This window comes from Microcoleus sp. PH2017_24_DOB_U_A, assembly GCF_020738205.1.
Lineage (GTDB): Bacteria > Cyanobacteriota > Cyanobacteriia > Cyanobacteriales > Microcoleaceae > Microcoleus.
Window position 1 is genome coordinate 1 of record NZ_JAEQCT010000089.1, and the last position, 25,837, is coordinate 25,837.

22 protein-coding genes and 1 pseudogene are annotated in these 25,837 nt (G+C 42.6%); 15 read left to right on the forward strand and 8 right to left on the reverse strand.

Features of this window, described 5'->3' with window-relative positions:
• From JGK07_RS23755 to JGK07_RS23765, 3 genes are all read left to right on the forward strand, one after another.
• Positions 1 to 328, forward strand: a 328-nt coding sequence (locus JGK07_RS23755; RefSeq protein WP_325315616.1) for a hypothetical protein, incomplete at its 5' end; no start/stop codon positions are given.
• A 194-nt stretch (positions 329 to 522) separates the two neighbouring features.
• Entirely contained in the window at positions 523 to 1,014 is a 492-nt protein-coding gene (locus JGK07_RS23760; RefSeq protein WP_293291075.1) for a DUF262 domain-containing protein, read from the forward strand.
• A gap of 95 nt (positions 1,015 to 1,109) precedes the next feature.
• On the forward strand, positions 1,110 to 1,802 hold the full coding sequence (locus tag JGK07_RS23765) for an MAE_28990/MAE_18760 family HEPN-like nuclease (RefSeq protein WP_293242896.1): 693 nt from the start codon (positions 1,110 to 1,112) through the stop codon (positions 1,800 to 1,802).
• 175 nt (positions 1,803 to 1,977) lie between these two features.
• Here JGK07_RS23765 and JGK07_RS23770 read toward each other — a convergent pair whose 3' ends face one another.
• Together JGK07_RS23770 and JGK07_RS23775 are read right to left on the reverse strand one after the other, a co-directional pair.
• A complete protein-coding gene (locus JGK07_RS23770) occupies positions 1,978 to 2,640 on the reverse strand; it encodes a hypothetical protein (protein WP_293219590.1) in 663 nt (220 codons plus the stop codon).
• A 469-nt stretch (positions 2,641 to 3,109) separates the two neighbouring features.
• Positions 3,110 to 4,135 carry a YihY/virulence factor BrkB family protein gene (locus JGK07_RS23775; protein WP_293242893.1) on the reverse strand — a complete coding sequence of 342 codons (1,026 nt, stop codon included), beginning with the start codon at positions 4,133 to 4,135 and terminating at the stop codon, positions 3,110 to 3,112.
• 74 nt (positions 4,136 to 4,209) lie between these two features.
• On the opposite strand from JGK07_RS23775, the gene JGK07_RS23780 reads away from it, so the two are divergent.
• Positions 4,210 to 4,830 (forward strand): hypothetical protein, encoded by a 621-nt coding sequence (locus JGK07_RS23780; RefSeq protein WP_293242890.1) that lies wholly within the window; start codon positions 4,210 to 4,212, stop codon positions 4,828 to 4,830.
• 72 nt (positions 4,831 to 4,902) lie between these two features.
• On the opposite strand, the gene JGK07_RS23785 is transcribed toward JGK07_RS23780, so the two are convergent.
• Positions 4,903 to 6,333 (reverse strand): hypothetical protein, encoded by a 1,431-nt coding sequence (locus JGK07_RS23785; RefSeq protein ID WP_293242887.1) that lies wholly within the window; start codon positions 6,331 to 6,333, stop codon positions 4,903 to 4,905.
• Positions 6,330 to 6,791, reverse strand: coding sequence for a hypothetical protein (locus JGK07_RS23790; protein WP_293242885.1), 462 nt, complete (start codon positions 6,789 to 6,791; stop codon positions 6,330 to 6,332). The genes JGK07_RS23785 and JGK07_RS23790 overlap by 4 nt, the downstream gene beginning before the upstream one ends.
• Positions 6,792 to 6,935: 144 nt before the next feature.
• Here JGK07_RS23790 and JGK07_RS23795 point away from each other — a divergent pair, with 144 nt between their 5' ends.
• Both JGK07_RS23795 and JGK07_RS23800 read left to right on the forward strand, forming a co-directional pair.
• On the forward strand, positions 6,936 to 10,922 hold the full coding sequence (locus tag JGK07_RS23795; RefSeq protein ID WP_293242883.1) for a caspase family protein: 3,987 nt from the start codon (positions 6,936 to 6,938) through the stop codon (positions 10,920 to 10,922).
• Positions 10,862 to 11,620, forward strand: a complete 759-nt coding sequence (locus JGK07_RS23800; protein WP_366934330.1) for a hypothetical protein — start codon at positions 10,862 to 10,864, stop codon at positions 11,618 to 11,620. The genes JGK07_RS23795 and JGK07_RS23800 overlap by 61 nt, the downstream gene beginning before the upstream one ends.
• 29 nt (positions 11,621 to 11,649) lie before the next feature.
• On the opposite strand, the gene JGK07_RS23805 is transcribed toward JGK07_RS23800, so the two are convergent.
• Positions 11,650 to 12,285, reverse strand: a complete 636-nt coding sequence (locus JGK07_RS23805) for a Uma2 family endonuclease (RefSeq protein ID WP_293184870.1) — start codon at positions 12,283 to 12,285, stop codon at positions 11,650 to 11,652.
• A gap of 210 nt (positions 12,286 to 12,495) precedes the next feature.
• Positions 12,496 to 13,614, reverse strand: a complete 1,119-nt coding sequence (gene thrC / locus JGK07_RS23810) for a threonine synthase (RefSeq protein WP_293184885.1) — start codon at positions 13,612 to 13,614, stop codon at positions 12,496 to 12,498.
• Positions 13,615 to 13,740: 126 nt separating this feature from the next.
• On the opposite strand from thrC, the gene JGK07_RS23815 reads away from it, so the two are divergent.
• The 5 genes from JGK07_RS23815 (at position 13,741) to JGK07_RS23835 (ending at position 19,698) form a co-directional block, all read left to right on the forward strand.
• The gene (locus tag JGK07_RS23815; protein WP_293184872.1) at positions 13,741 to 14,034 is read left to right on the forward strand and encodes a hypothetical protein; all 294 of its coding nucleotides are present in this window, start codon (positions 13,741 to 13,743) and stop codon (positions 14,032 to 14,034) included.
• Positions 14,035 to 14,271: 237 nt separating this feature from the next.
• Entirely contained in the window at positions 14,272 to 15,324 is a 1,053-nt protein-coding gene (locus tag JGK07_RS23820; protein ID WP_293184873.1) for a fatty acid desaturase, read from the forward strand.
• A gap of 349 nt (positions 15,325 to 15,673) precedes the next feature.
• Entirely contained in the window at positions 15,674 to 17,164 is a 1,491-nt protein-coding gene (locus tag JGK07_RS23825) for an AAA family ATPase (protein WP_293184875.1), read from the forward strand.
• 6 nt (positions 17,165 to 17,170) lie between these two features.
• A complete protein-coding gene (locus JGK07_RS23830; protein ID WP_293184876.1) occupies positions 17,171 to 18,058 on the forward strand; it encodes a ParB/Srx family N-terminal domain-containing protein in 888 nt (295 codons plus the stop codon).
• A 521-nt stretch (positions 18,059 to 18,579) separates the two neighbouring features.
• A complete protein-coding gene (locus JGK07_RS23835) occupies positions 18,580 to 19,698 on the forward strand; it encodes a Rho termination factor (modular protein) (RefSeq protein ID WP_293226216.1) in 1,119 nt (372 codons plus the stop codon).
• 173 nt (positions 19,699 to 19,871) lie between these two features.
• Here the strand turns inward: JGK07_RS23835 and JGK07_RS23840 are convergent, their stop codons facing one another.
• Entirely contained in the window at positions 19,872 to 20,207 is a 336-nt protein-coding gene (locus JGK07_RS23840; RefSeq protein WP_293184878.1) for a XisI protein, read from the reverse strand.
• Entirely contained in the window at positions 20,195 to 20,611 is a 417-nt protein-coding gene (locus JGK07_RS23845) for an element excision factor XisH family protein (protein WP_293184879.1), read from the reverse strand. The genes JGK07_RS23840 and JGK07_RS23845 overlap by 13 nt, the downstream gene beginning before the upstream one ends.
• Before the next feature lie 175 nt (positions 20,612 to 20,786).
• Between JGK07_RS23845 and JGK07_RS23850 the strand changes: the two genes are divergently transcribed.
• From JGK07_RS23850 to JGK07_RS23865, 4 genes and pseudogenes are all read left to right on the forward strand, one after another.
• Entirely contained in the window at positions 20,787 to 22,718 is a 1,932-nt protein-coding gene (locus JGK07_RS23850; RefSeq protein ID WP_293184880.1) for a serine/threonine-protein kinase, read from the forward strand.
• Positions 22,719 to 22,908: 190 nt separating this feature from the next.
• Entirely contained in the window at positions 22,909 to 23,178 is a 270-nt protein-coding gene (locus JGK07_RS23855) for a hypothetical protein (RefSeq protein ID WP_293184881.1), read from the forward strand.
• Positions 23,179 to 23,690: 512 nt separating this feature from the next.
• Positions 23,691 to 25,037 (forward strand): EAL domain-containing response regulator, encoded by a 1,347-nt coding sequence (locus tag JGK07_RS23860; RefSeq protein ID WP_293184882.1) that lies wholly within the window; start codon positions 23,691 to 23,693, stop codon positions 25,035 to 25,037.
• Between the two features lie 535 nt (positions 25,038 to 25,572).
• Positions 25,573 to 25,837, forward strand: a pseudogene (locus tag JGK07_RS23865) (MerR family DNA-binding transcriptional regulator); the annotation flags it as partial.

The following is a 25,837-nucleotide window of genomic DNA, read 5'->3' on the forward strand; positions in this document are numbered from 1 at the left end:
TCTTGAAGGAGTCAGTAGAGGCGCTTTGATTTCGCCTTTGAAAGTTCGCATTTGGACTCTTCAAGAATCCCCGTCCCGGAGCGGGCTGGGGAGTATCAAATACAAAGACCGCTTGTGTTGTTGGGCGATCGCCCGTTTGTTACCCTCTGGGCAATGGATAATTGTCGCCCGCTGCCGCAGTCGCTCCGATGCAGAGGGGCATTTTCAGTTTTTGCGACAAACTATACCCCACGTTAAGTTTGAGGTTGTGTTCGATTTAAACGGGGAAAGTAATCGTTTGGAGGCATTGCGCGATCGTGCTTCTAATTCCCTCAGCAGCGCGTTGTAGATTTTAATCTTCGCGGCGATTTCTGTTTGGCGATCGCTCTTTTTGTTGCTAAGGGCGATCGGCCGTACCATCTTAGTCAAATCAGAATTTACACTGCGGTAGCCTCAAGACTAAAATTCTCCGAACAGGACTTTATCAACCCTGGGTTGTGGTAAAATGCTCGTATATACAGTGCTTCTTCGTTAGTTAAAAATATGCGATCGCAACTAGAACAAATTACGCTTCAAGACAGAAATGCCGCTGAAATGGAAATTCGCGACAAGCGGCAGCAAATTAATTACGACACGAAACAGTATCCAGTCGAAATACTCGTTCAAAAATATCTGGAAGGAATTAACGATGATACTAATAAATTGTTTATTCCAGACTACCAACGTCAAATTGTTTGGGATGACACCAGGCAATCAAAGTTTATTGAGTCTGTAATTTGGGGGATACCAATACCTTATATATTCGTTGTTGAGATCCGTCATGATGAAAATGATGAACCACGTTTAGAGATCGTAGACGGCGCACAACGCATTCTTACCCTAGCTAGATTTATCAATAACGAATTAACATTAAGTGGACTCGAAAAAATAGAGCAATTAAATGGATTTAAGTTTGCCGATCTACTGCTTTCTCGTCAGAGAAACTTCAACCGAACTACAGTTCGGATTATCCAACTAACCCAAGCTGCCAAGTAAAGAAACTTCAATAAAGCACAAAATATACTGCTGCAATTATTGGTATAATCAAAATAATTTGTGCATATTCAATATGTTGGCAGTCGAATATAATCATGGAAACTGTATTCTTAGAATTTAATATACGCGCTAAAGATGTGGATGATTACTTTGTATTTTTGGACAGCCTGGAAAAACAGACAACGCAGTTAGCTTTACTTGATACTACTGGCAACTACCAAATTAAAAGCCTAGATCCAGAGTTAGCAAAAACTCTCAAAGCCAATGGTTTTTTGTTGCTGTATAACTTAGTTGAATCTACTATGCGAAATGCGATTGAAGCCATATTTGAGGAGTTCAAAAATAAAGCAGTCAGCTTTGACCAACTCAAACCAGAAATTAAACTGATTGTCCTCCAAAATCTTAAAAATCGTTCTCCTAAGAAAATTTATTTAACAATTAATCAACTCTCTACTGATATAATCACAGCTACATTTGAACGCGAGGAACTGTTTTCAGGAAATGTGGATGCTAGGTTAATTAAAGAAATAGCAGACAAATACGGTTTTTCATATCAAACAGACTTTCCTAAGACCAAAAATGGGCAAAATCTTGTAGTGATTAAAAGTAATAGAAATGATTTAGCCCACGGGATTAAGTCTTTTGAAGAAGTGGGGGGATATCAGGCTATTGAGGAACTATTAGAAATGAAGGAAGAAGTCATAGAGTATTTGCGTCAAATACTTGAGAATGTTAAAAGTTATCTGGACAATCAAGAGTATTTGGACGTAAATACAAATAATCCTTAATTTTAGGCTAAGAAACCGGGTTTCTAGAGTAATTTTGGTTGGGTGGCGACATATCTCATAAGAAACCCGGTTTCTGGGAATGATGGGAGGGGTAAGAAACCGGGTTTCTAGGGTAATTTTGGTTGGGTGGCGAGATATCTCCGAAGAAACCCGGTTTCTGGGAATGATGCGAAGGCTACTTCCGCACCATCACGGACTTAATTACAGCATTCGGTTGATACTTGTTAGTCTCAAAAAATCCCCCTTTACCCGCGCCATAAACTCCTGCAAATTGCTTCCCAGCAGCCTTGGGAACAAACAAGAACTTTTTGCTCGGTTGGTTGGCAAAAACTACATTTTCTCTCGATTCATTATCCACATTATAAGATAAAGTAGTCTTGCCGTAAATTGCCTCGGCTTGTTTTAATGTCATTCCTGGCCCGACGCCTTGAGCTGTTTTATAATTAGAATTGTCAGTCATCAAAAGTTCGATCGCATCCGCATCTTTCAGCTTTGTACCCGCAGCGTAAATAATCCGATACTGTACTTTTCCCGATCGACTAATCGCCACTGCATCGAAGTCTACCATAAAAGGAGACTCTACCTTAAACTGGGCTGTGGAACCTAGAGCCTGCTTGAGTTGTCCCAAAGTCATGCCGATTTTTGCTTCGCCAATTGTGCGATCGCCAATTGCTACACTTGCAGAGGAAGGTTTTGCAGCAGCATTGGCTACTTCCCCCAGAGTATTTGCACCTGCGCGCGCCACAGCAGCGCCGGGAGTCGAGATTAAGGTGAGGTGACTGGCGATCGCCAGCAAAACAGCTATCATTGATCCAGATAAGATTTTTATATTCAACATGACTAATTCTCCTCGATTTCAATTTCGACTATCAACCCGCATTTTCTGGACTGTCCTAGGGATAACTTTATTAGTTTGGATTCTCAGAGGTGTTGGCCTCTTAACATTCCTTCCCGGTGGTGTTATTTGGATACTGATTTTTCTGTCTTTTGTTGCGGGTATACTCAGCACTGTACTGCGCCGATAATCCGACATCCGGTAAGTGACAAAATTTAATAATTTAGTTTTCTGTTCGTTTCGTCTTAATGCTGAAACTTATTTTTTGCGATTAACAATAAGATTATTGAAAGAAATCTACCAAATAAATATTATGTTTGTTTATAATACCATTGGGGTCGAGTGCGGAGCTGTTAAATTGTCGATAGGTAGCTAGAGATTTTTCGTGGCGACACATCCTACAACTACCAACTACCAACTACTAACTACTAACTACTAACTACTAACTACTAACTACTAACTACTTTAGCAATTACCATTTGTTTGATTGTTTCATTGCCTTTCCCACAGTCACATTTAACTGAGCACCGATCAACATCGCCAAACAACACAGATAAAGCCAGAGCAGCAAAACGATAAAAGTTCCGATCGTGCCGTAAGTCCAATTGTAATTGCCTAAATTCAAAACATAAAATCGAAATAAACCTGAAAGCATCGCCCATAGCAGAGCTGCAAACACAGCCCCGGAAAAAATCGGTGTCTCTGGGTGACGGCGGCTCGGCCCGTAGCGGTAAACAAAGGCAAAGGCAAGGGATACAATGCCCAAGGTGCTAGGCCAACGCCACAGTCGCCAAACACCTAATAATTGTGCTTCTAAGGGACAATCTGGCAGAAACATTAGGCAACTCTTGACATCTTTTAAATTGCAATTTGCTACCGACTCTAACAGGCAACTCTGGCGGGCAATAGCTTGCACAATTAAGTCGCTGACAAAGACAACTCCTGATGCTAAGATTAGTAGCAAAATTGTACCAATGCTTAGAGAAATAGAAATAAGTTTTGCTTTAACAAAAGATCGAGTTTGAGTAGCCGGGATTTGATGAATTTGATCGAGGGCGGCCATCGCGGCGCTCATTACTCCAGAAAAGGCCCACAGCGAGACTACAAAACTTAGTGAAAATAGCTGTTGGTTGCGTATTGAAAGAATTTCTGTGAGGGAACTCCTAATCAAATTTCGGATTTCATCGGGTATAACTTTGCCCAAAAGACCGGCCATTTGATACAGTGTTGATTGCAAAGGTTCAAACAGGGCGATCGCCGACAAGATAGCCAAGAGCCCAGGAAACAGCGCCAGCATAGAATTGTAGGCCATTTCGGCAGACAGCCCCGGCAACCGCTGCTCTCCCGCTTTCATGCAGACTTCTTTGAGCGTGCTCCAAGTCAAACAGCGACAGAATAGCCAAAAATCACCAAATTTCCTTTTAACAGCTCTCAGCAGCCTCAAAAGTGTCTTAAACAAAGCTAAAATCAGGTAGCGCAACCAGTAATAAATGTTCATAGCTTACAAATTCCCAATGACTAATGACCAATGACTAATGACTAATCTAAAATCTAAAATCTAAAATAAACAATATGTCTCAAGATATCAGACAGTGGTTAGATGAAATTAAGCGACTACAACAGCAGTTAACAGAGGTTTCGCGCGATCGCGATGACGCTGGTGAAAGTGCGGCTCAATGGCGCCAACTCTACAATACCGAAGCTGAGCAGCGCCGGAATGATGCTAAGTTAACTCAGCAAAGCATCGATGCTCTGCAAGCACAGATACAGGAATTTCAAAGTTTCTCCCCGATTGCGCCCGAAGGTGACGAGGCTGGAGTTGCTCGCCAGCATGAGGTTGAACAACTGCATACAGTTGGGGAACTTAAAACTAAGTTAACAGAAGTTCTCGAAGAGCGCGATCGGGCGATCGAACAAATCAAACAACTCACCCAAGCCCTCAAACAAGAAGAAGCCCGTCACGCCGAGACTAGCAGAAATTTAACCACCGCCCTAGCAGACGCCGTTGACTTGCTCACCAAAGCACAAACTATTCCTACTGCAAAAATGGAACCATCACCAGCCTATTCTCTCGAAATAGTCCCTACTCGCACCGCAAATCCTAGCGAAACTGCGATCGAAATCCGCCAAAATTCCGCTCAACTTCCGCCTTCTAAAAATCAGTTTCTTCAGCTACCACCTTTTGAAAGTTAGCAATATCAAATCCGGTAGCAATGACAAAGTGTCTCGCTGTGGCTAGTTAAAAATGATGCCCGATCTCACTTGTTACTTTTTCAGCCTAGGCTGTCCTAACCAAATTACTATAGCAGTGAATAACCCAGCGGCGAGTGCGGCACTCAAGCTAAAGGTAATCTTAATGGCAAAAGGCAACCAAGCGCCTGGAATATGTAGAGTAGAAAGCGCCAAATCGAGCGGGGGATTTAAGAAGTTGTCATTTTGCTCAGTCGGTATTTCGATTGAGGCGACGATGGAACCCACTGCTAGTCCAGCACCAATAATGCCGACTGTGTTTTGGAAATTGCGATCGCGCTCAGCTTGTTCTATCTCTGTAATTGCCCGACTTGAGTTGATTAAGTCTTGCAGTAATTGTGAGCCTGGACTGAGATTTGCATAGTCTTTTTGCACTTGTAACTGGTATTTTTTCTCTATATCTTCGCTGAATTTTTCCAGGAATTTTAGATCGTAGGGGTGTTGCAAGTTCGCGACTTGAGCGATCGGGTTTTGTCCGTTTTGGGCTTGGATTTGATTTAGGCGATCGCTAATAGTACCGAGCCGTCTACTATAGTTGATGGCGTTAATTTCTATAGTGCGAATTTGAGCATCTAGATAATTTAACTTTATGGTATACTTAGGTAATATATTTTGGGCATCAACAACGGTTGTGCGGAGTTGTTTGAGATTTTGACTGTAAATATTTCCTACGAGTTGGTTAATGACTGTGAAATCTTTTTTTAGCTGTTGTTTCAGATAGCGACTTTGAGCATAAGCCCATAAAACTTTATGGCGATAGCAAAATAAGGGCAACAGTTCAGTGTTAAAATCTTCCCAAACTTTTTTGGCAGCATCACTACTAGGCATTAAGGCAATGATGAGATGGATATTCTCTTGTAGTTGTTGAATAGTGAGTGGTGTAGAATCCTGCATCAGCAGTTGATACCGCGAAAGTTCAAATATACTCCCTCCCAGAAAAGACCCTTTACCTGGTAAATCTCGTTCCCATTTCAAGCCAATATTTAAGGATTGACAGCATTTTTTAGCAACTTCTTCTGGACTAATGTTTTGGTTCTCCATCTCAGTCACAATCAGCCAGGTTTGCCCGATATTTGGGTACTGATTATTTAGCTTTTCCTTGATTTTAGCTTGAAATTTGGCAAGACAAGTGACTGGGTGAGGAGTCCTATCTTCCTTAAAAGAACAACCCAAAAGTAATCCATAGGTATCGTTCAAACGGACAGGGTAATAACAGCCTTCAAATGGTTTGTCGCTGTCAGTAAAACCCTCAAATCTATTTGTCAGTAGTTCCAGATATTCCGATTCAAAAACAGAATCTCCGTTAAACAGGGATGAGCGAATATTTGTCGGGAATTTAGCCGCAAAATTTTCCCGATTCGTTGTTAAGGATTGAGAATCTTCGCCCAATCCTTCCCCCAGGTCATAAAGAAACAGAAATAAGTTAGGATAGACGAGGTTTATCATTTATTGAAAGTTGTTTTAAAGAAATCTTTGAGTTTGTCCAAAGGCAATTTTTTGCTGGTTTCTACTGGGTTTAAAGTTTTCAGAACTTCGGTACTCATGTTGAGAATTTCCTGACTTTGAGAGTTTTGAACTGGCTTAGGTTTACCAGCACGTTTTTCCAGTTTATTTTCAACTGTTAGTAGCTGTTCTAGTTCAGCTTCAGTGGGTAGTAGTTCAGATGGTATCTGACCATCTACGGCTTCTAGCAAAGCTATAGCAACTTGATATTGCTGATTTAAGGAATCATTCGCCACAACCACCTTTATCAATCCTTTTTCGATGAGATCCCAAGCTTGATTAGCATCTAACTGTTTACCCACCTTATTTAGGGCAGCTTGTTCAGTTGGACTCAGGGGTTCATCTAAGTTGCTCAGAGCTAGCAGCAACGCTAGTAAAGTGGTGTCAATGGATACAGTCATAAAAATATTTTGTGGATATTACCAGTATATACAGCAAGTCAAAATCGCTGCAATAGTAGTCTACACAAAAAAAACATTAAATCCGGCAGAAACTAATTTGCTTGTGTATAGTCAGAAAAGACACTACTGCATGAGTGGGCGAACATGACGAAGCGACAAGCCTTGGTAATTGGCATCAATGAATATCCTCACGGAGACAGTCTGTCAACAGCAGCACAGGATGCCGAGAAGATTGCCCAACTTTTAGAGGAATACGGCAGCTTTGAGGTACATCGGTTGCCAATTTATGATAAGAGGGAAGTCTCACAAGATTTACTTGTTACCTCGTCAGAACTAGAGGTGGCTATTACCCAGCTTTTTCAGCCAAAAAGCGGCATAATTCCAGAGACGGCACTTTTGTTTTTCGCGGGTCATGGTTGGCGAAGCGAGAAAAATGGACAACCTGAAGGTTTTCTAGTCACCAGTGAAGCTTCTTTTAAAGAGGACTGTGACAAAGGTCTGTTTTCACTGAAACGCTTACATCAAATATTAAAAGATAGTCCGGTGCGGCAGCAGATTGTGTGGTTGGATTGCTGTTATAGCGGAGAGTTATTCAATTTTATAGAGCAGAATTTAGCAGAATTTGAGCAACAGCGAGATTTCGATCGTTGTTTTATTGCGGCTTGTCGCGAATTTCAGGTAGCTTACGGAGGAGTGCTGACTCCTGCTTTGTTGCAAGCACTTGACCCCAACAATGATGATGGTAGAGTTACTAATTATACATTAAAGCCAAGACTGGAAGCGGTGCTGAACAATGCACCCCAGCATTCGGTTGTCGGCAACACAGGTAGTCAAATCATCCTCACATATAAAGGGGGAGTTCGGGGTAAAAGTTGTCCCTATAAGGGGTTAGAATATTTTGATTTTAATCCGACAAAACCAGAGGAAGCTGAAGACCACAAATATTTCTACGGACGTACACAACTAACTAATCAGCTTGTTGATAAGGTACGCTCTAGTAATTTTATCGCCGTACTCGGTGCATCTGGAAGTGGTAAATCTTCAGTTGTTAGAGCTGGGTTACTGTATCAGATCTATCTGGGTAAGAAGATACATGGAAGCGATAGATGGACAATTTATCAGCCATTTACCCCTGGTATCGATCCGATTAAAAGTTTAGAGCAAGTGGTTGGAAAGCTTACAGCACCCGATGATTTAGTGCATTTCATCGAGCGTATTCCTACTGAGCGAGCTGTACTGGTGATAGACCAATTTGAAGAAATTTTTACCCAATGTCGGGATGAACAAGAACGACAAAAGTTTTTTTCGTACCTCATGAGTGCAGTGGAACGTCTGGGTAATAAACTCTGCTTGGTGCTGGTAATGCGGGATGATTTTCAACACAAGTGTGCCGAGCAGGAGTATGCTGGATTAGCTAACAAAATTGACAATAATTTGGTAAGAGTTCAACGGATGAACCGCCCAGAGTTGCAGGATGTCATCCTCAAACCTGCTGAGTTAGTGGAGTTAGAAATTGATGGCGATTTAGTCAATGAGATGATTGCTCATGTATCAGACTCTCCTGGCGATTTAGCCTTGTTGCAATATACCCTGACCCAATTATGGGATGACAGTAGCTTTAATCTTTTGACAATTTCGGATTATAGCCGTTTGGGTGGAGTGCAAAAGGCACTGGGAAACCATGCTGATACTGTGTACCAATCCTTATTGTCAGAGGAACAAAAATCGGATGGGTTAAAGGAATCAGAGGAGCAAAAAGCTGCTAGGCGGATTTTTCTAGAATTGACTCGATTGAGTGAAGATGAAAACACTCCGAATACTCGTCAGCAAGTTTGGCTAAAAGATTTAGTTAATTCTCAGCAGTCTGAAGAATTGGCAAATAAGGTAGTGCAGTGTTTGGCTGATGCGAAATTAGTTGTCACCAGTGAGCAAGAGTTAGATGGGCAACAGGTGGCGGTGGTTAATATCGTCCATGAAACACTGATTCGGAATTGGGGGTTGTTAGGTGGTTGGCTGAAGGAGAATCGAGAAGCGCTGATAATTAAACAGCCAATTGAAGATGCAGCTAAGAAATGGCGAGATCAAGATAAAAATAATCGTCATCAACTCAGTCATTCTAAGCAAAATAAATTTATCGCTCCTTTTATTCATTATTTTTCGCTACTAGCAGGTGAAAATAAAAGTTATTTGCTATCAGGTAAGCAATTAAAACAAGCAGCAAATTTTGACAAAAAAGAAGATATACAGCTTTCAAAGGTGGCTAAAGATTTCGTAAATTTAAGCCTACAGCGCGAAAAATATTCACGTAATACTAAGACTTCTGTGTCTATTTTAGTGCTTTCTATATTCGGTGTATTCGGAACACAATCGTATTTTCAAAGTCGCGTCTCTCTCAGTCAGAATTTAGTGAAACAAGCAGAAGACCTAAGAAAACAGCCTGCTGAGTTTCAAACAAGTATGCTGCTGGCTATGGAAGCTGTCAGAATTCATGAATCTTTAGAAACAACTCAAAATTTGTGGAATGGATTAACTTTATTACCACAAAATATACAAAATACAACTAATACATCTCCCCAAAATGATAATAATATAGGATTAAGTAAAACTAAGAAGTATCAAGTTACTATACTTGAAGACTATCATATTATGTTAAAAGCATGGAACAATAGTCAAAAAAGATATGAGGAATTTTCTCCTCATCAATTTCCTGGTTATCTTACCAATGTAAGTTATGAATTCAGCCCTAACGATCACTATCTCGCTATAGAATCTGGTAAATATGGTGGAGATTCTGAAGTTTTATCAGATATGACTAATCATACTAAAGCTCGGACAGAAAATGTTAAGCTAGGTGGGGAAGATAATTTTAAAAAAATTGCATTTAGCTATAATAACAAGTACATATCTACAGTAAATCATGACAATAAAATTGAACTTTGGGATGCAAATAGCCGAAAAAAAATATGGGAAATAAAGTCTACTACTCAATTAAATGAAATTGCTTTTAGTCCAGGCGATCAATACTTAGCAGTTACCGATTCTAGTCAAATTCGACTGTTAGAACCACGCACTCAAAAAATAAAAACTATTAATTGGCAAAATAGTAATGGGGAGAAAATAGTCTTTAGTCCAGAAGGAAAATATTTGTTCGGCACTTCCCAGCTTTATAAATCAGCTTCTAGTGAGTCATCAGTATTTGTTTCACAAGTTTGGGATATTGAAACCGAGTCAGAAGTAGCCCGGTTTATTGACAAAGATAAAATACAAAAAGTAACTTATTCCTCTGATGGTAACTTTTTAAATATTGAGTATGGGAATGGAACAGTAAAACAATGGGAACCTGCGAAGAGATGGATACTATCTTTGAGAACTCAAGATGATATCCTATCTCTCAATTTTAGTGATGATGGAAAATATTTAGTGGCGATTGGTCAGACTAATGGAGGTGTATCTGCCGACATATGGGATGTAAATAGCCATAAAAAAATCAAAAGTCTTGGTTTACCAAAGAATTCATCGCCTGATAGAACAGATGTATATGCAGTTTTATTTAGTAATGACTTCAAATATTTATTTATATCTTTAAATGTGGGACGTGGTGATGGTTATATAAACCAACTACATGAAACTCAAAGTGGGAATGAGATATCATCCTTTCGGGACGATAAATTTTCTTTTGAAGAATCATGCAAATCTCGCTCTACTTGGAAGGCTGAAAAATATTCTGCTCGGTGTATTGACGATCGCAAAATTATAGTGAAAGAAAATAGTAGTAATAGAGAAATAATACTATCTAAACCCGCTACTTTTTCTACACAAGACTTTATGAAGCAGATTAAGCAGGATGACCGTAAGGCAATGTTTATTAGAGACTATATTCTCAGTGAAGAAAGATTTAAAAAGATAGTCTCTGAGGAGGATAATCGTATGACTTTTAGTAAAGATCGCAAACTTCTGGCTGTTGCTAATGCAACTGGAACAAAAGATAAAATAACATTAGTTAGCTTACCTCAAAACAAGCTCACAGATGAAGTATGTCAACGTTTAACTCGTAATTTTACGAAAGAAGAGTGGAAGCAGTATTTACCACCGGGAGAGGGGTATCGCAAGACTTGTCCAAATTTGCCTTAGAAATAGGAGCGATCGTATTCATGGTGAATTTTAAAATACAATCGCCATTTCTCCATGCTAGAATAAACTCAATAAATTTAAAAAACTTAGGAATCAATAAAATGTCTTACAGTCAGTTCACCTTAGAAATGGTCGAACAAGTCTTTGGGCTAAGTATTATTGAAAAGCTCGATAGTTTTGCCGAAATACCAGAAGCTCCGATTAGTAGTTTCTTAAAACAGTGTCTCGAATACAATACTCCTTTAGCCTTGGAAATTTCTACAGAAAAAGCGCGATCGGAAATGATTATTGCACCAATATTGATTGAATTAAAACAGCAACTTGGATCTAAAATAAGTCTGTTTTCAGGTAGAGAATTTAATGTGGATAGTCAACAAGGGCTGATGGGCTATTGTGATTTTATAATTAGTAAGTCTCCGTCTCAATTGCTGATTAAATCACCCGTGATTTTAATCGTGGAAGCTAAAAATGATAATATTCAATCTGGTTTAGGTCAGTGTATTGCCGAGATGGTAGCAGCACAAATAGTTAATCAACGTCAAAGTAATAATGAAATGATTTATGGTGCTGTAACGACTGGAACGAACTGGAAATTTATGAAATTATTTGATTCTGTAGTTGAAATCGATCCTAATGAATATTTCCTGAATAATGTAGCTAAGCTAATGGGCATATTAAGAAGTTTTATCGGCTCGTGATATTAGTCTAAATTTGATTGAAAAATATCTTAGAGTTCTCCCGATTTTTCTCTCGCCCATGCTCGCACGGCTTTACGCAGAGAAAGCCGCCCAGAATAACGATTTTGCTCGATTAATTCTGGTATTTCTTGTATCGGAAGACTTGGAAAAATTGAGCTAGTTTGTACCTCTATATATTCTTTCCCCTCCAGTTGGTAAATTTTGAGTTCACCCGAATCGTAACACCAAATTTCAGGAACACCCAACCGAGCATAAATGGGAAAACGACTGAGAGATTTACTCGTTACGTCTATTTCTAAAGCCAAATCCGGCGGCGGATCTTGTTCCAAATTAAACTGGAGTTTGCCGCGAATTTTTGGCTCATTTTGGAAGTAGAAACAATTGTCTGGTTCTACTCCAGCTTTTTGGATTTCTCGCTTCCAAGTGGTTGATCCTAAACTTGCATAATCTTGCTCCAACACTTCTGCTATATCTTTAACAGTATCGCCGATCGTTTCTTTGTAGTATTCATGTTCGGGTAAGGGTGTCATAATTTCTAAAGTTCCATTGTCATAGGCGAATCTAGCAGCACGGCTTTCACCGAGATCCGCGAGCAAGTTCTCAAATTGTTGCCAACTGATATTATACATAACAACTCGATCGGCACGAGGTTTGGTTAGTAACATAACTTTTTCTCAAGAGTGTTTGACAGATAATCCTATTATAGCCGAATGAAGTTCGGTAACGGATTTGGCTCCCCTCAAGGACATCCGCTTGACTGAAGAAGAAAAGACACAGAAGAGAACACAGAGTATTCATATCTCCTGAAATAAAACTCAGTTAAATTCATCCGTGTCTCCGTGTTCAAATCCGTGCCGTTTCTCTCTTCCTTCTGCTTAAAATCCCATCGCGCCAGCTACTGCATCCAAATTCGGAGCAATTCCTTGCTTAAAGTTGTTCTTGCTGTGATTAATTGCCGTATCTGGGTCTTTCAAACCATTACCAGTGAGTACACAAACCACCGTTGCTCCTGTTGGAACTTGGTCTTTTACCTTCAGCAAACCGGCGACAGAAGCAGCGCTAGCTGGTTCGCAGAAAATCCCTTCTTCGGATGCTAACAAGCGGTAAGCGTCGAGAATTTCTTCGTCGGTGACAGCAGAAAAACTGCCGCGGCTGGCTTCGGAAGCAGCAACAGCCTGTTTCCAGCTAGCGGGGTTGCCGATCCGAATTGCCGTCGCCAAGGTTTCTGGGTTCGCCACCGGTTTGCCTGTTACCAACGGTGCTGCTCCGGCTGCTTGGAATCCCATCATTCGCGGTAGGCGCGAACATTTATTCACTTGGTGGTATTGACAAAAACCCATCCAGTATGCTGTGATGTTTCCCGCATTTCCCACGGGAATGCAGAGCCAGTCGGGGGCGTCGCCCAAGGCGTCCACCACTTCAAACGCGCCGGTTTTTTGGCCTTCCAAGCGGTAAGGGTTGACGGAGTTGACCAAAGTTACGGGATAATTTTCAGCCATGGAGCGGACAATTTCTAAAGCCCGATCGAAATTTCCGACAATCGAAATGACTTCCGCACCGTAAAGCAAAGCTTGGGCCAACTTGCCCAAAGCCACATAACCTTCGGGAATCAACACGAAAGCCCGCATCCCCCCGCGTCTGGCGTAGGCTGCTGCCGCTGCCGAAGTATTGCCGGTACTGGCGCAAATTACAGCTTTGGCGCCGGCTTCCTTCGCCTTGGAAATCGCCATTGTCATCCCCCGGTCTTTGAAACTACCAGTGGGGTTGAGGCCGTCGTATTTCACCAGCACGCGCACATCTCTACCGATGAGAGAGGCGATCGCCGGTGCTGGAATCAATGGAGTATTGCCTTCTTGGAGCGTCACTACCGGCGTGGTTTCCGTCACTGGCAGGTAGGGGCGATAAGCTTCGATCAAGCCCGGCCAACCGTGAAGTTTCGGCGAGGCTGCGCGGGCAGCGGAGTTAGCAGCAGAGTCAGTTACAGGTAGAATCAGGGTCACGATGTCAATGGTTTCTAGGCTTTGGCAAAGAATTTACACTAATTTTAGCTCGATCGGTTAATTTAATGTTTGATACGATCCGTTCAGGTTAAAGTAACTTAATGGTGTGAATGTGTAGATATGTCTACTCAATTACTAATGTCAAATAATTCATCCACTCTTTCTCGGCCTCAAGTCACGGCTAGCAATCCCGAAATCGCTAGTTCTGCTACGCTATCGACGGGTTTTGCGCGCAAAGTAGATTCGGTGAAGTGTCCCTACCAAGCCGATCAGCAAGTTAAGTTCCTGCACCTGCAAGCAGAAATCGACTCCTTGCTGCTGGAAGTCCAAACCCTCAAACAGCAGCGCTCCGTTGCTGGATCTCAAGTTGCGATCGGCAAAAATTCTGCTGTGGGCAACGGCAATTACCAGTAACAACTCGTGCTAATTGTGCCGCCCCTGTGGTATAAAAAGTAAAGTTTTGTTAACCGCAGTGTTTTTTTTAACCAAAAGCGCTAGCCATTTAATCCGCGGCTAGCGATCGCTAGCATTTGCTAAAAAGCGCTTGCCTAATGCTCAACTCGTCTGCTAATTGTTAGTAGCGAGCTGATATTTTACTGCGTTAATTTTGTTAAGCCATCCACTTGGCATACGGAGAGTAGACATCAATTTATGACAGCATCGATCGAAAAACCACTAAATTTGACATCCGCAAGGGACACTTCCAACCTGCGCCTCAAAGATATTCTCCAAACCCTGCCGCGCGAAGTATTTGTCAAAAACCCTCGCAAAGCTTGGACAAAAGTCATCGTCAACGTTCTTCTAGTTGCTGTTGGTTATTTTGGCCTAGCAGTATCACCTTGGTATTTACTGCCCCTGATGTGGATTTTCACAGGTACCGGATTAACCGGTTTTTTTGTGATAGGCCACGACTGCGGACACCGGTCATTTGCCAACCGTCGCTGGGTAAACGATTTAGTCGGACATCTCGCATTTCTCCCGTTAATTTTTCCGTTTCACGCATGGCGTCACGGACACAATTACCACCACAAGCACACCAACAAAATTGGTGAAGATAATGCTTGGCAACCAATGACAGCAGAAAGCTACGCTGCCGCGCCCAAAGCATTACAAATAGCTTATCGTTTAATCTTCGGCCCAATGTGGTGGATTGGATCGATCGCCCACTGGGCAAAAGTACACTTTATGTGGTGGCGCTTCAAAGAAGGTCAACAACGCGAACAAGTGCGGTTTTCGGTTTTTGTGGTTTTGATCGGTGCTGCGATCGTATTTCCGACTTTAATAGCCACCACAGGCATTTGGGGATTCATCAAATTTTGGTTGATGCCCTGGATGGTTTACCACTTCTGGATGAGCACCTTCACCATTGTTCACCACACAGCGCCAGACATTTCATTTAAAGCACCAGAAGAATGGAACGAAGCCCAAGCACAACTATCGGGAACAGTTCACTGCGACTATCCCCGCTGGGTTGAGTTTCTGTGCCACGACATTAACGTGCACGTTCCCCACCACCTTTCAACTGCTATACCCTGGTACAACTTGCGCCTAGCCCACAGCAGCTTAAAGGAAAACTGGCAACCTCATCTCTATGAAACCAAATTTTCTTGGTCTTTAATGAAGCGGATTGCAGACAACTGTCACCTGTACAACCCCGCTGGTGGCTATCAAACATTAGAGGAATTTCACGCTCAAACCAAATAAGTTTGAAACGCGATAAATCCCCTAAAAACCCGGTTTTGTTAAACAAACCGGGTTTTATTAATATCACAATCCCTAGCTAGAATTTTTGATAAATCTTGCTTTTAGCGCAGTCTAGATCCCCCTAAATCCCCCTTAAAAAGGGGGACTTTGAGCATTGCCTGTCCCCCCTTTTTAAGGGGAGTAGGGGTTGACTTTGAAATTACTCTTGTCCCCCCCTTTTTAAGGGGGGTTAGGGGGGATCAGCGGGGCTAATAGTCAAACATTAGATTACATTTGACATGAAGTTGACACCAATTCCCAATTACCCATTACCAATTCCCAATTCCCAATTCCCAATTCCCCATGAAACATGATTTTCAATCCCAATAACTGTCGCAACGAAAGCGAAGTAGAAAGCAAACTCATTGTCAGTTATTTGTTGCCAAAACTCGGCTATACCCCCGACACTTGGCACCAAGAAATCGCCTTTGGGAATATTCGCCTAGACTTCCTTTCCTTTGCCACCCAAGTTATCCCCATAGTGTTCGATGCAGACTCGCCCATGAGTTTAGTCATGGAAGCAAAACATCCCAAGGAAAATCTAGACCGCCATCGGCGGAAACTGAAGCGTTACTTAACAAGTTTAAGCATCCGCTACGGACTCATAACTAACGGGAAAGAAATTAGAATTTATGCAAGAGTGAGCGATGATATTCAGCTAGCATTTCAGTGCGCCGGACAAGACCTTGAAAGTAGAATTGATGAAATTATAGCTTTAATTGGCAGAGATAGTTTAAAGTTTGTAATAAATCCAGATAATCTAGAACTGGAAGATAGTAAAACTAATTTAGTTACTCCTGAGTTAATTGCCGAAGTATCGGTACAACAAAACAATCCCGCCACCGCAGAACCTGAAATCATTCAAGTCTCATCCCCCGAACAAATACCTGAAGATATTTTAGTTAAATCATCCGATTTAATCATTCCCCAAACCCCGCAAAATAGTATGAAAATAATAGCAGTTTACCACAACAAAGGCGGCGTCGGTAAAACTACAACTGTAGTCAATTTAGCCGCAGCCCTGAGCAAGGAAGGTAAAAGAGTCCTAGTCATCGACTTAGACAGTCAGGCAAACACAACCTTTGCAACTGGTTTGGTCAAATTTGAAGATGAAGAACAAGATGATTTGAAAGATTGCAATATTCTTCAAGTTTTGCAATCAGAGGATTTTTACTCCATCGCCGAAGTAGCCCGCGAGTCTAATTTTTGCAATCCTAAAATCGATGTAGTTCCTTCCCACATCGATTTAATGTACTATGAAACGGAACTAAATCAACTAGATTACAGTCGCATGATTTTAATTCAAAAACTAGCGGAAGTAGAAGATAAGTACGATATTGTACTGATTGATACGCCGCCATCTTTGAATTTTTTCGCCAGAGTTGCCCTGATTGCTGCGGATTATTTAATTATTCCTTCTGACTTAAAACCTTTTGCCAATCAAGGATTGATTAATGTCAAGGATTTTATCAAAAAAGTCAATGGATTCAAAAAACAAATCGGCAAAAAACCTTTAGAAATTTTAGGCATCCTCCCTTGCAAAATCTCACCCAATCCTAAGTTTGTACAGTACAGTTTGCCCAAGCGGAGGGAGGCTATTCCCAAACGCTACGGCCTGGAAATTATGGACAGCGTAATTTATGAGAGAGAGGATTTAGCAAAGTGTGCAGAACTATTTAAAATCGTGGGAAATATGGAAATCGCCGATCCGATTTCGGTGCTAGATTTTAAACCGGATTGCACTTCATCCCAAGAATTTGAAATGCTAGCCGAAGAAGTTTTGGTAAAAATAGGTCAGTAAAAACTTATGAAAAAATTATCTCCGTCACTGGTTGCAGTCAAAAGAATTACCTCCGCAGTTCCCCGTTCCAATTTTGCCGATCGCGATTTGGATAAATTAGCTAGACTTATTTTAGACGCCGGAGGCTTGATTAACCCGATCATTGTCCGCCGTACCAGTATGGATGCTTACGAAATAGTAGACGGAAATTTTGAATACTATGCGGCGGCGAGAGCAAAGGAAATTGAACCTCTCAAGGGCGAGACAATTGGAGCATTCATCCTGGAACCAGAAAATGAAGAACTTCTCCTGGAACAACTAGAAATTCTCAGAAAAACCGCAATCACTGAGAATGCTGGTGAAAGTGAAACTATCAAAGAGCAATCAATAACTGAGGCTTCAGTTGAAATTCAAACTCTAGAAGCCTCATCTAGTTTAGAGCAGCGAGTGACAAATATTGAAGCCCGGTTAGAAATTCAAATTCATGAATTGAAAGCTGAACACGCCCGTGAAAAAGAGTTGTTAGCCGAGAGAATACAAGAAATTGAAAACCTAATTGCCCAACAATTACCTCTGTTAATTGAAGCGCAGTTGGCTAACAGAATTAATGAGTTTAAAGCCGAGCTTGCATCTAAAAAATCGACTTTGGTAGATACTGTGCAAGAAGTTGAACAGGTAACTTCTCAACCAATGTCGCTGTTGGAGGCACTCAATACTCAAGATAAATCTCAACTGAAAGCGAATTTTGAATATACTAAGTTAGTGAACGATAAAATTATACAACGAATCCTCGACGAAAAGCGAGATGTGAAGCCGTTTGTGTCATTTGCCAATGTGGTGGAACGTATTCAAGGGCTAGGCGACAAAACAATGATTAAAATTATTGATTACTGGCAAAATACTCATAAGTTGTGAGCCGTCTCAATTGCTTTTTTGGGGGCGGGCTAGAAGCCCACCCCACAAGAGTTAAAACCGGATTTCTGAAAGGTGATTGACTAGGAGCAAAAATACTCACAACTGGCAATTCCTGCTAAACCTGAACACGGTAGCGATCGCCCGATCGCCAAAAAAAGTAAAGATGAGTGAAGCAGTGTATAATTTGTGTCCCCCAGCCAGTTAAACTCATCACAGTCGATTTTTTGTAGGAATTGCAGTCAGTTTTGCCGTTAGCGAAGCCCTCGTTGCAGGATCGCCCGGGCCCTCACCCCACAGCCAGCCGCACAGGTACAGCACGCCGCCGATATCTCTCCCAGATTTAGAGACTCAGGCCAACAAATCCTTTAACTAACCAAAGTCTGAGTAAGGTGTTTGTCTCGCACCCTATCATTAGAGTTCTTGAGTTAGTCCTGTGGCACTTAAAACCCAGGCTGTAAAGTGCAAATATATATAATTACCCAAACACCTGATTTTAATGACAAAAGGGGACTTGTAAGAAGATGGATCGATCGCAAGATCAAAACCGAATAGTAGAATATTTGCGGATTAAGCCAATTAGTCACAGTCAGATTTATACTTCCCAAATTGCAGTACCAGAGACTCAGGGGGGAGAAATCCCTCGCGAACGTCGCGAAGCTCTCAGGAGAAGTCTCATCGAGCAAGGCAGCAACTTAATTCCTTTAATTGTACGTCCTACTGAAGCTTACAGCAACGAAGAAGAATACGAAGTTGTCTGCGGCTCAGATTGGTGTATTGTTGCGAAAGAACTCGGCCTTGAGCAAATGTGGGCTTGGGTTTTTGAAATGACCGACGAGGAGGTAGTTGCGGCTCAAGCAGAAATGGAACATTTAGCTCCGCAGCCGACTCAAAAAACTGCACAACTTGAGACTCTACTGCAACAATTTGAGCTATCATTTCAAAAAAAGGTAGAGAGTCTAACAAAACAAATAGAACAATCTGTTAAAAAGAATGAAGACCTGCTAAAAAAACAAGTAAAAGCTCTAGCCGAGCAGAACTTCGATCGCGATCAAATAACACAGATAAAGCATCTGCTAGAACAAGTTGAAAAAACATTTCATGAAAAGGTAGATAAATTGGCTAAAAAAATTGAACAATCTGGCAGCAATAGTTCTCCGAAATCGGAGGTTATTTCGGAGATAAATCTTGAAGGTGCGTTGAGACAGTTGGATGAACTGGAAAAATTGTTGTCAATCAAATTAGATCGCACTGTCCAAATAATTAATCAGTTTGTGGCTGACACGATCGCAGACGTAGAAAATGACCTAAAAAATCAAATTGCCACGCTCCGCAGCCAACTGGGAGCCGCTGCGACGCACTCAGAAATACAGCCCGAGACACCGCCGAAACAGCAGTCGAAGGCGCAGCCAAAAACCCAGGCTAAGAAGCAGTCGAAGGCGCAGTCGAAACCTCAGCTACCGCAGTTGCAGTTAGAATTGCCGTTTCCGCCCCAGCAGCAGCAGCAGGAAGACGAGGAAGACTACGATACTCTTTCGCTGAGACGCTTGAAGGCGATCGGCAAAGACCGGAAAGTGCGGAACTACGCGCGCATGAAACGACCGGAAATTCTGGCTGCGCTCAGAGAAGCTGATGGCAAATAAAGCGGTAATTGTTAAGAGTTAAAACTAATTGTTTGGTGTTCGATCGCGTTTTTATGCAAAATGCGCGATCGGGCTTTTGATACAAATTTCGGCGTTGCTGAGAAAGGAGTATGATTTGCCTCCGAAACTCGCTAGTTTCAGCAACGCCCAATTTTATTGTATTGTAAGCTGGTTTAGGCGATCGCATATCCCGTATGCTGCCGAACGTGATACGGATGAAACCCTAAAACTATCTTGTCTTTAGGCACTCCTAATTCTACAAGTTCTGCGGTAATTCCCGTTTCTATACCATCTTGTTGAATCCAGATTTTTCCGTCAATAATTTCCACATGAACGATACAATCGTGAATTCTTTTAGGCCCTTGCCAGCCATCGTGCATCAGTAAAAAATTGTTTTGTTCGCGATCGACAATAACGCTGCTTTTAATTTCTCCGTGTCCGTAAGAAATCTGGGCATAACTATCTAAAACATTGCGAACAATTTGGCGATATTCATCTAGTCTATCCATCTGATAACTGTCTCCTTTAATGAATCAAAAACTATTAGTTTAAATCTCTTGTTTTCTAGCAAAATCTGCCCAATAGGTTCAGAAAAAATTTCTGCATAAACTTCTGCACGGATTGCCAGATATATTATCCGTTCAGGTTCCGATCGCTGTAGAATATCTTCGTAAACAATATACTGTCCAACAGCTTGTTCTAAGTCATGAACTGGTGAAGCACTCACAAAACTTTTGACTTCTACAGCAATTTTGCGACCTTGTTTTTCGGCGGCAAATAGTTTTTCTGCACCTAGATCGACACTGAGAGTACGTTTGCCAATTTTTAAGGGTAGCGGATCTTTGGTTATTGTCCACCCGTCCTTTTCCAGGGCTGTTCTGACATTATTGTGGTAGATGTCTTTTGCTGGCATATTCTAAGCTTAACCATCAACTGTTACCCTAATTATATAATAACACAATGCTTTTCCCAACTCATAGCCGCGGAAAACTACTTGTCGATCGAACTTCAATACCAATTAAGGATAATATTTCTTATAGTCCGAGCAAACAGGAGTCGTGACAGTTTACAAAATCCACCTATAAGTGATGACTAATCCTATCTATCCCGGCATAACTCTCAACAACCACTACCGCATCGTCCGCGAATTGGGACACGGAGGCTTCGGGCGCACCTACCTCGCTGAAGATGCCCACCGATTTAACGAACCCTGCGTTTTAAAAGAATTTGCGCCCCAAGTACAAGGAAGTTACGCCTTACAAAAATCCGAGGAACTCTTCGAGCGCGAAGCCGGAGTGCTCTACAAACTGCAACACAATCAAATTCCGCGCTTCCGCGAAATGTTTCGCGTCAGTATAGTCGATCGAGGCTACCTATTTCTCGTCCAAGACTACGTACCCGGTCAAAATTACCGCTTCCTGCTGGATGCCAGGAAGCGTCAGGGTTTGCGGTTCATCGAAGCAGAAATCAATCAACTGCTGATTCAAATTTTGCCAGTCCTCGAATACATTCACTCCTTGGGAGTGATTCACCGCGACATCTCCCCCGACAACCTAATTCTGCGCTTGTCTGACGGAATGCCCGTGCTGATTGACTTCGGCGGAGTCAAACAAATCGCCGCCACCGTAGAATCTCTATTTGCTGAAACTGAAGCTAACATCACTCCCACCCCCGCGACTCGCATCGGCAAACTCGGCTATGCTCCCGTCGAACAGATGCAGATGGGGATTGTGTCTCCGCACAGCGATTTGTACGCTCTGGCGGCCACGGTTTTGGTGTTGCTGACGGGGAAGGAACCGCATGAATTGCTCGACAGTCAGACGCTGAATTGGAACTGGCGATCGCACTGTTCTCTATCTCCGAATTTGTCCCTGGTGCTGGATAAAATGCTCGCTCAGCAGCCAAACCAGCGTTACTCCTCGGCTCGCGAGGTTTTGCTCGCTCTCTCCGGCAATCCGCTGTTACAGCCACAGCCACAGCCATCCCCACAGCCGGATTTGGGACTCACGCAGCCACCGCCGGACTACACACCTCTGGCCGCACCCATACCCGTGCCAGCCCCCGCCCCGAAGCTTCCGGGAACTCCAGTGCGAGTGGCCACGATCGGCAATCAGCAAAAGATGCCTGCTTGGAAAATGTTTTTGTTCGTAGTGGCGGTGCTATCGAGTATGGGCGGAGTTGGCTGGTTTGCGGGCAATTATGTGTTAAACCTGCAATCAAAAGTGCAGAAGATTCCCGTGACTCCGGGCCCGAAGCAGCAGCAAGAGGATGCTTTGCGCGATCGCTACTCTCGGCTTAAAATTGACGATCGATTCTACAACGGTTACGTCAACCTTGTAGATGAGAATTTCTATGCCAAATACCCAGAATTAAACGGGCGGCTGTTAAAAGAAGGCGACGAGGATCGCCAATGGCGCGAAAGGTGGCAGAAAATCGGCGACGACTTGCTCAACAAGCTCGAAAACCTCAGCAGCGATGCTAGAGCGCGGTTGGGCAGTTACGAGACTGCCGATCTCGATCGCTCCAAAGCCGAGGTTAACAAGCTGAATTTGAGCAGTCGAGCGCTGTACGATTTGGCTGATGCCAAGTTCTTTTATTGGTTTCCACAGCACCCACGGAATAAAAATATCATCGGTTTGCCGATCGGACAAATTTGGCAAGCAATTACCGCCGACGCCCTCGCCTCTTTGCAAGCAGGAGCAACTCTTGAAAGCGTCGAATTTGACCGCCGCGCGAACAACAAAACCCTTAAAGGAAATCTCAAGCCCGGAGAAGGCAAAGCTTACATTGCCAGGTTCGCCCAAAATCAGATTTTGAGCGTAAATTTGCAAGCTCCGCGCAAATCAACTCTGCTATCAATTTATTCTCCTGGGCGCACCAACAAAGCCAAGGCTTTACTGGAAGATGCAGAGGAGGTGAGTTGGTCTGGAACTCTCGATGATGCTGGTTTTTATGAATTCGTGGTGGTTTCTCAGTCATCCGAGGCGATCGCCTACGAGTTGAATCTGGAGACGAAATAACCCCCATCCCAAAACGGATCTTAGCCCCCGACTCCTGTCGCGGTCGAAAATTTGAGACTCCCGTTCAAGCTCACTGACTCATCGGTCGGAGTAAATCTAAAATCGACTCAAGGCTATTGACGCCTTGAGGGCGATCGAGCCATAATGAAGTAATCCCGAGCGGGTAAATTTTCCGGTTCAAACAAAGAATATGCTGAGATTTGCGATCGTAGCTTTAGTAACTTTGGGATTAGTATTAATGACTGCATTAGGTTTATCTTCTGCCAGTGCGACAGTCAGCAATCCCGAATTTTATGCTTGGAACTTTGCCTCTGTAGGCAGCAGCGAGTTAGTTTGCAAAAAGACACTTGTAGTTCCGCGAGACCTCATCATTCCGTCATCATCAATGCAAGCTGTCAGTATCAATTCTGCAATTGTAGATGACAAGTTTTGCGCGAATTCCACTAAACCTGTGAATTAAGGCAGCGCATCCTATGATGTCCCCTGAAACGACAAAATAAAATTGGCTTGATCGTTCGGACTTTAGTCCGCATCCATCAGTCCATCCTATGATGTCCCCTGAAACGACAAAATAAAATTGGTTTGATCGTTCCGACTTTAGTCCGCATCCATCCCAGGAATGAAGCCAGAACGATCGAACACTTTTTAAAGCGAATTGACCCGACATTATATAAAAAATGCCACCATCCACGTATTGAAAGTGTTGGCGGCATTTTTTATGAGAAAAAACCAATATTTCGTTATTAAATCTTATTAAAATAGTCGGGCGCAACAGTTGTATGCCTTTGAAAGCGATCGAAAACTATTGCGAATTTTGCCAATTCTTTGATTGTCACTTAAGAACCGAGGGAAAATCTTTAGCCATTTGGCTAAAAATTTATTAGCTAATTGGCCTAATCAGTAACTGTCAAGTTTGAGTATGCTAGAGTTAGTCAGGTTCTGATATATAGTGCCATCTGTTATCTAAGTATCATGCTCAAAATTTTAGTCATTGAAGACGACGAATTAATCCGGGAGACTCTTGTGCAACTCCTGGAATCTCACAGCTACCGAGTTATCGTGGCAGAAAACGGTCGATTTGGGGTGCAGATGGCACTTTCGGAGATCCCAGACTTAATTTTGTGCGACGTACAGATGCCGGAACTCGACGGTTATGACGTGTTGCGGACTCTGCGACAAAACTCCCTGGCTGCTACAATTCCATTTATTTTCCTCACGGCTCAAAGTGCCAAAACCGATTTTCGTCGGGGGATGGAATTGGGGGCTGACGATTACCTAACAAAGCCGTTTACTAAGGCTGAATTGTTGGGGGCGATCGCTTCTCGCGTCTCGAAACGGCAAACTATTACCCAACCCCTGACAGTTGCGCTTCACCAAGCAGAAGCCAGACTCAAAGATTTAGCTAACGACTCTACAAAGGTTTGTGTCCTCTCCCCTGAAAAGTTGGCTCTAGAAGCTCTGCTGCGCCACGCTTTAGCACAAGGTGAGTTTCAAGTATACTATCAGCCCCAGGTGAATATTGCTACCGGACAAGTTATCGGCGCTGAAGCTTTGGTGCGCTGGCAAAATCCCGATCGAGGTATAATTTCTCCCGCTGAATTTATTCCCTTAGCCGAAGAAACAGGTTTAATTATTCAGATTGGCGAGTGGGTACTGCTTTCAGCTTGCGCTCAAGCCGCGAGTTGGCTGGCGGCGGGGTTCTCGCCTTTTACGATATCAGTAAATTTGTCGGCCCGGCAGTTATCCGACCCCGAACTCAAGGCCCGAATCGTGCAAATATTAGAAACTACAGGCTTGGAGCCTGCTAATTTAGAATTAGAAATGACCGAAAGCGCTCTGGTAGAAAATGCGACAGTCGCAGGCGCAACTTTAAACGAACTTAAAGCTCTCGGAATTCGGATTGCCATTGACGACTTCGGCACCGGTTATGCTACTTTAGGATATCTCAAGCAATTTGCTTTTGACAGCTTAAAGATCGATCGCATTTTCGTGCGAAATGCCAGCGAAGACGCTCAAAATGCTGCTATTACCACAGCAGTAATTTTGCTGGGTCACAGCTTAAATATGACAGTAATTGCAGAAGGAGTAGAAACAGAAGCAGAACTAGCTTTCTTGAAACAGCACCAATGCGATATCATGCAGGGGTATCTGTTCAGCCGCCCCGAACCGGCAGCGATAATTGAAAGTATGTTGATTGCCAACCAGCGTTTGTTCGCTCAGCCCCCAGTAGCAGCACCTGCTCGTGTTATACCTTTTGTCCCTGTCTCCGAACCCGAAAAATCTAAAAACCTTACCATGTCAGGTCTAGGAATAGTCTAAGTGTTACCAGGATTTCTGTATGATAAAATGAAATTCTTTGGCTCTTCATTAAGTAGGTAGGCGCTATCAAACTGAACCATGTAACAGTATGTAAACAGGGCCCAGGAGTGCTACTTTCTTGGCATTTGGATAGTTTACAATTATTACATAGTGACGTTTGGTAGCGCTTACCTACTAGCGCGTTATGCTGAATAAGTCTGTAAGCTAGGCCTAAACCCTTACCGGGCAATCAGCCTAGTTATGATTCTTAGCCTTTGAGGCTTGGGGGCAAAGTTTAGGCTAGAAGCCGGGATTTTACAGCCAAGCGATCGTGCTTAATGAAAAATTCAGCAAAAAAGGTACTGAAGAGCCAATTCTTTCTTTTAGCTGCTTTTTTCTGCGGAAAAGTTGACGCTCCCTCTTGAAAAGTTGTAGCTTTTTGAGAGCATTCTCCTGTTGATTGATTTACTGAATTTTGATTGAATTATCTGAATAATGTGTTAAACTAGCCGAATATTCAGCATTATTCACTTTTGGCTACTCAACCCCAAGGCAAGCAGCCGAACATTTTGGAGTTTGCCTACATACGCTCAGGCGATGGGAAAAAGATGGTATTATTACCGCCATTCGCACACCCTCCGGTCAACGACGATATTTAATTAATTCTGATGCCGGATTTAGCAAAACTAATCAAAGAACTATCCCCCACGCCAGAGTCGACCGTCTGCATCAAAAAGCCGACCTTGACCGACAAATTGCAAAATTATTGGAACTCTATCCATCAGCCGAACTCATTACCGACATTGCCAGTGGGCTTAACT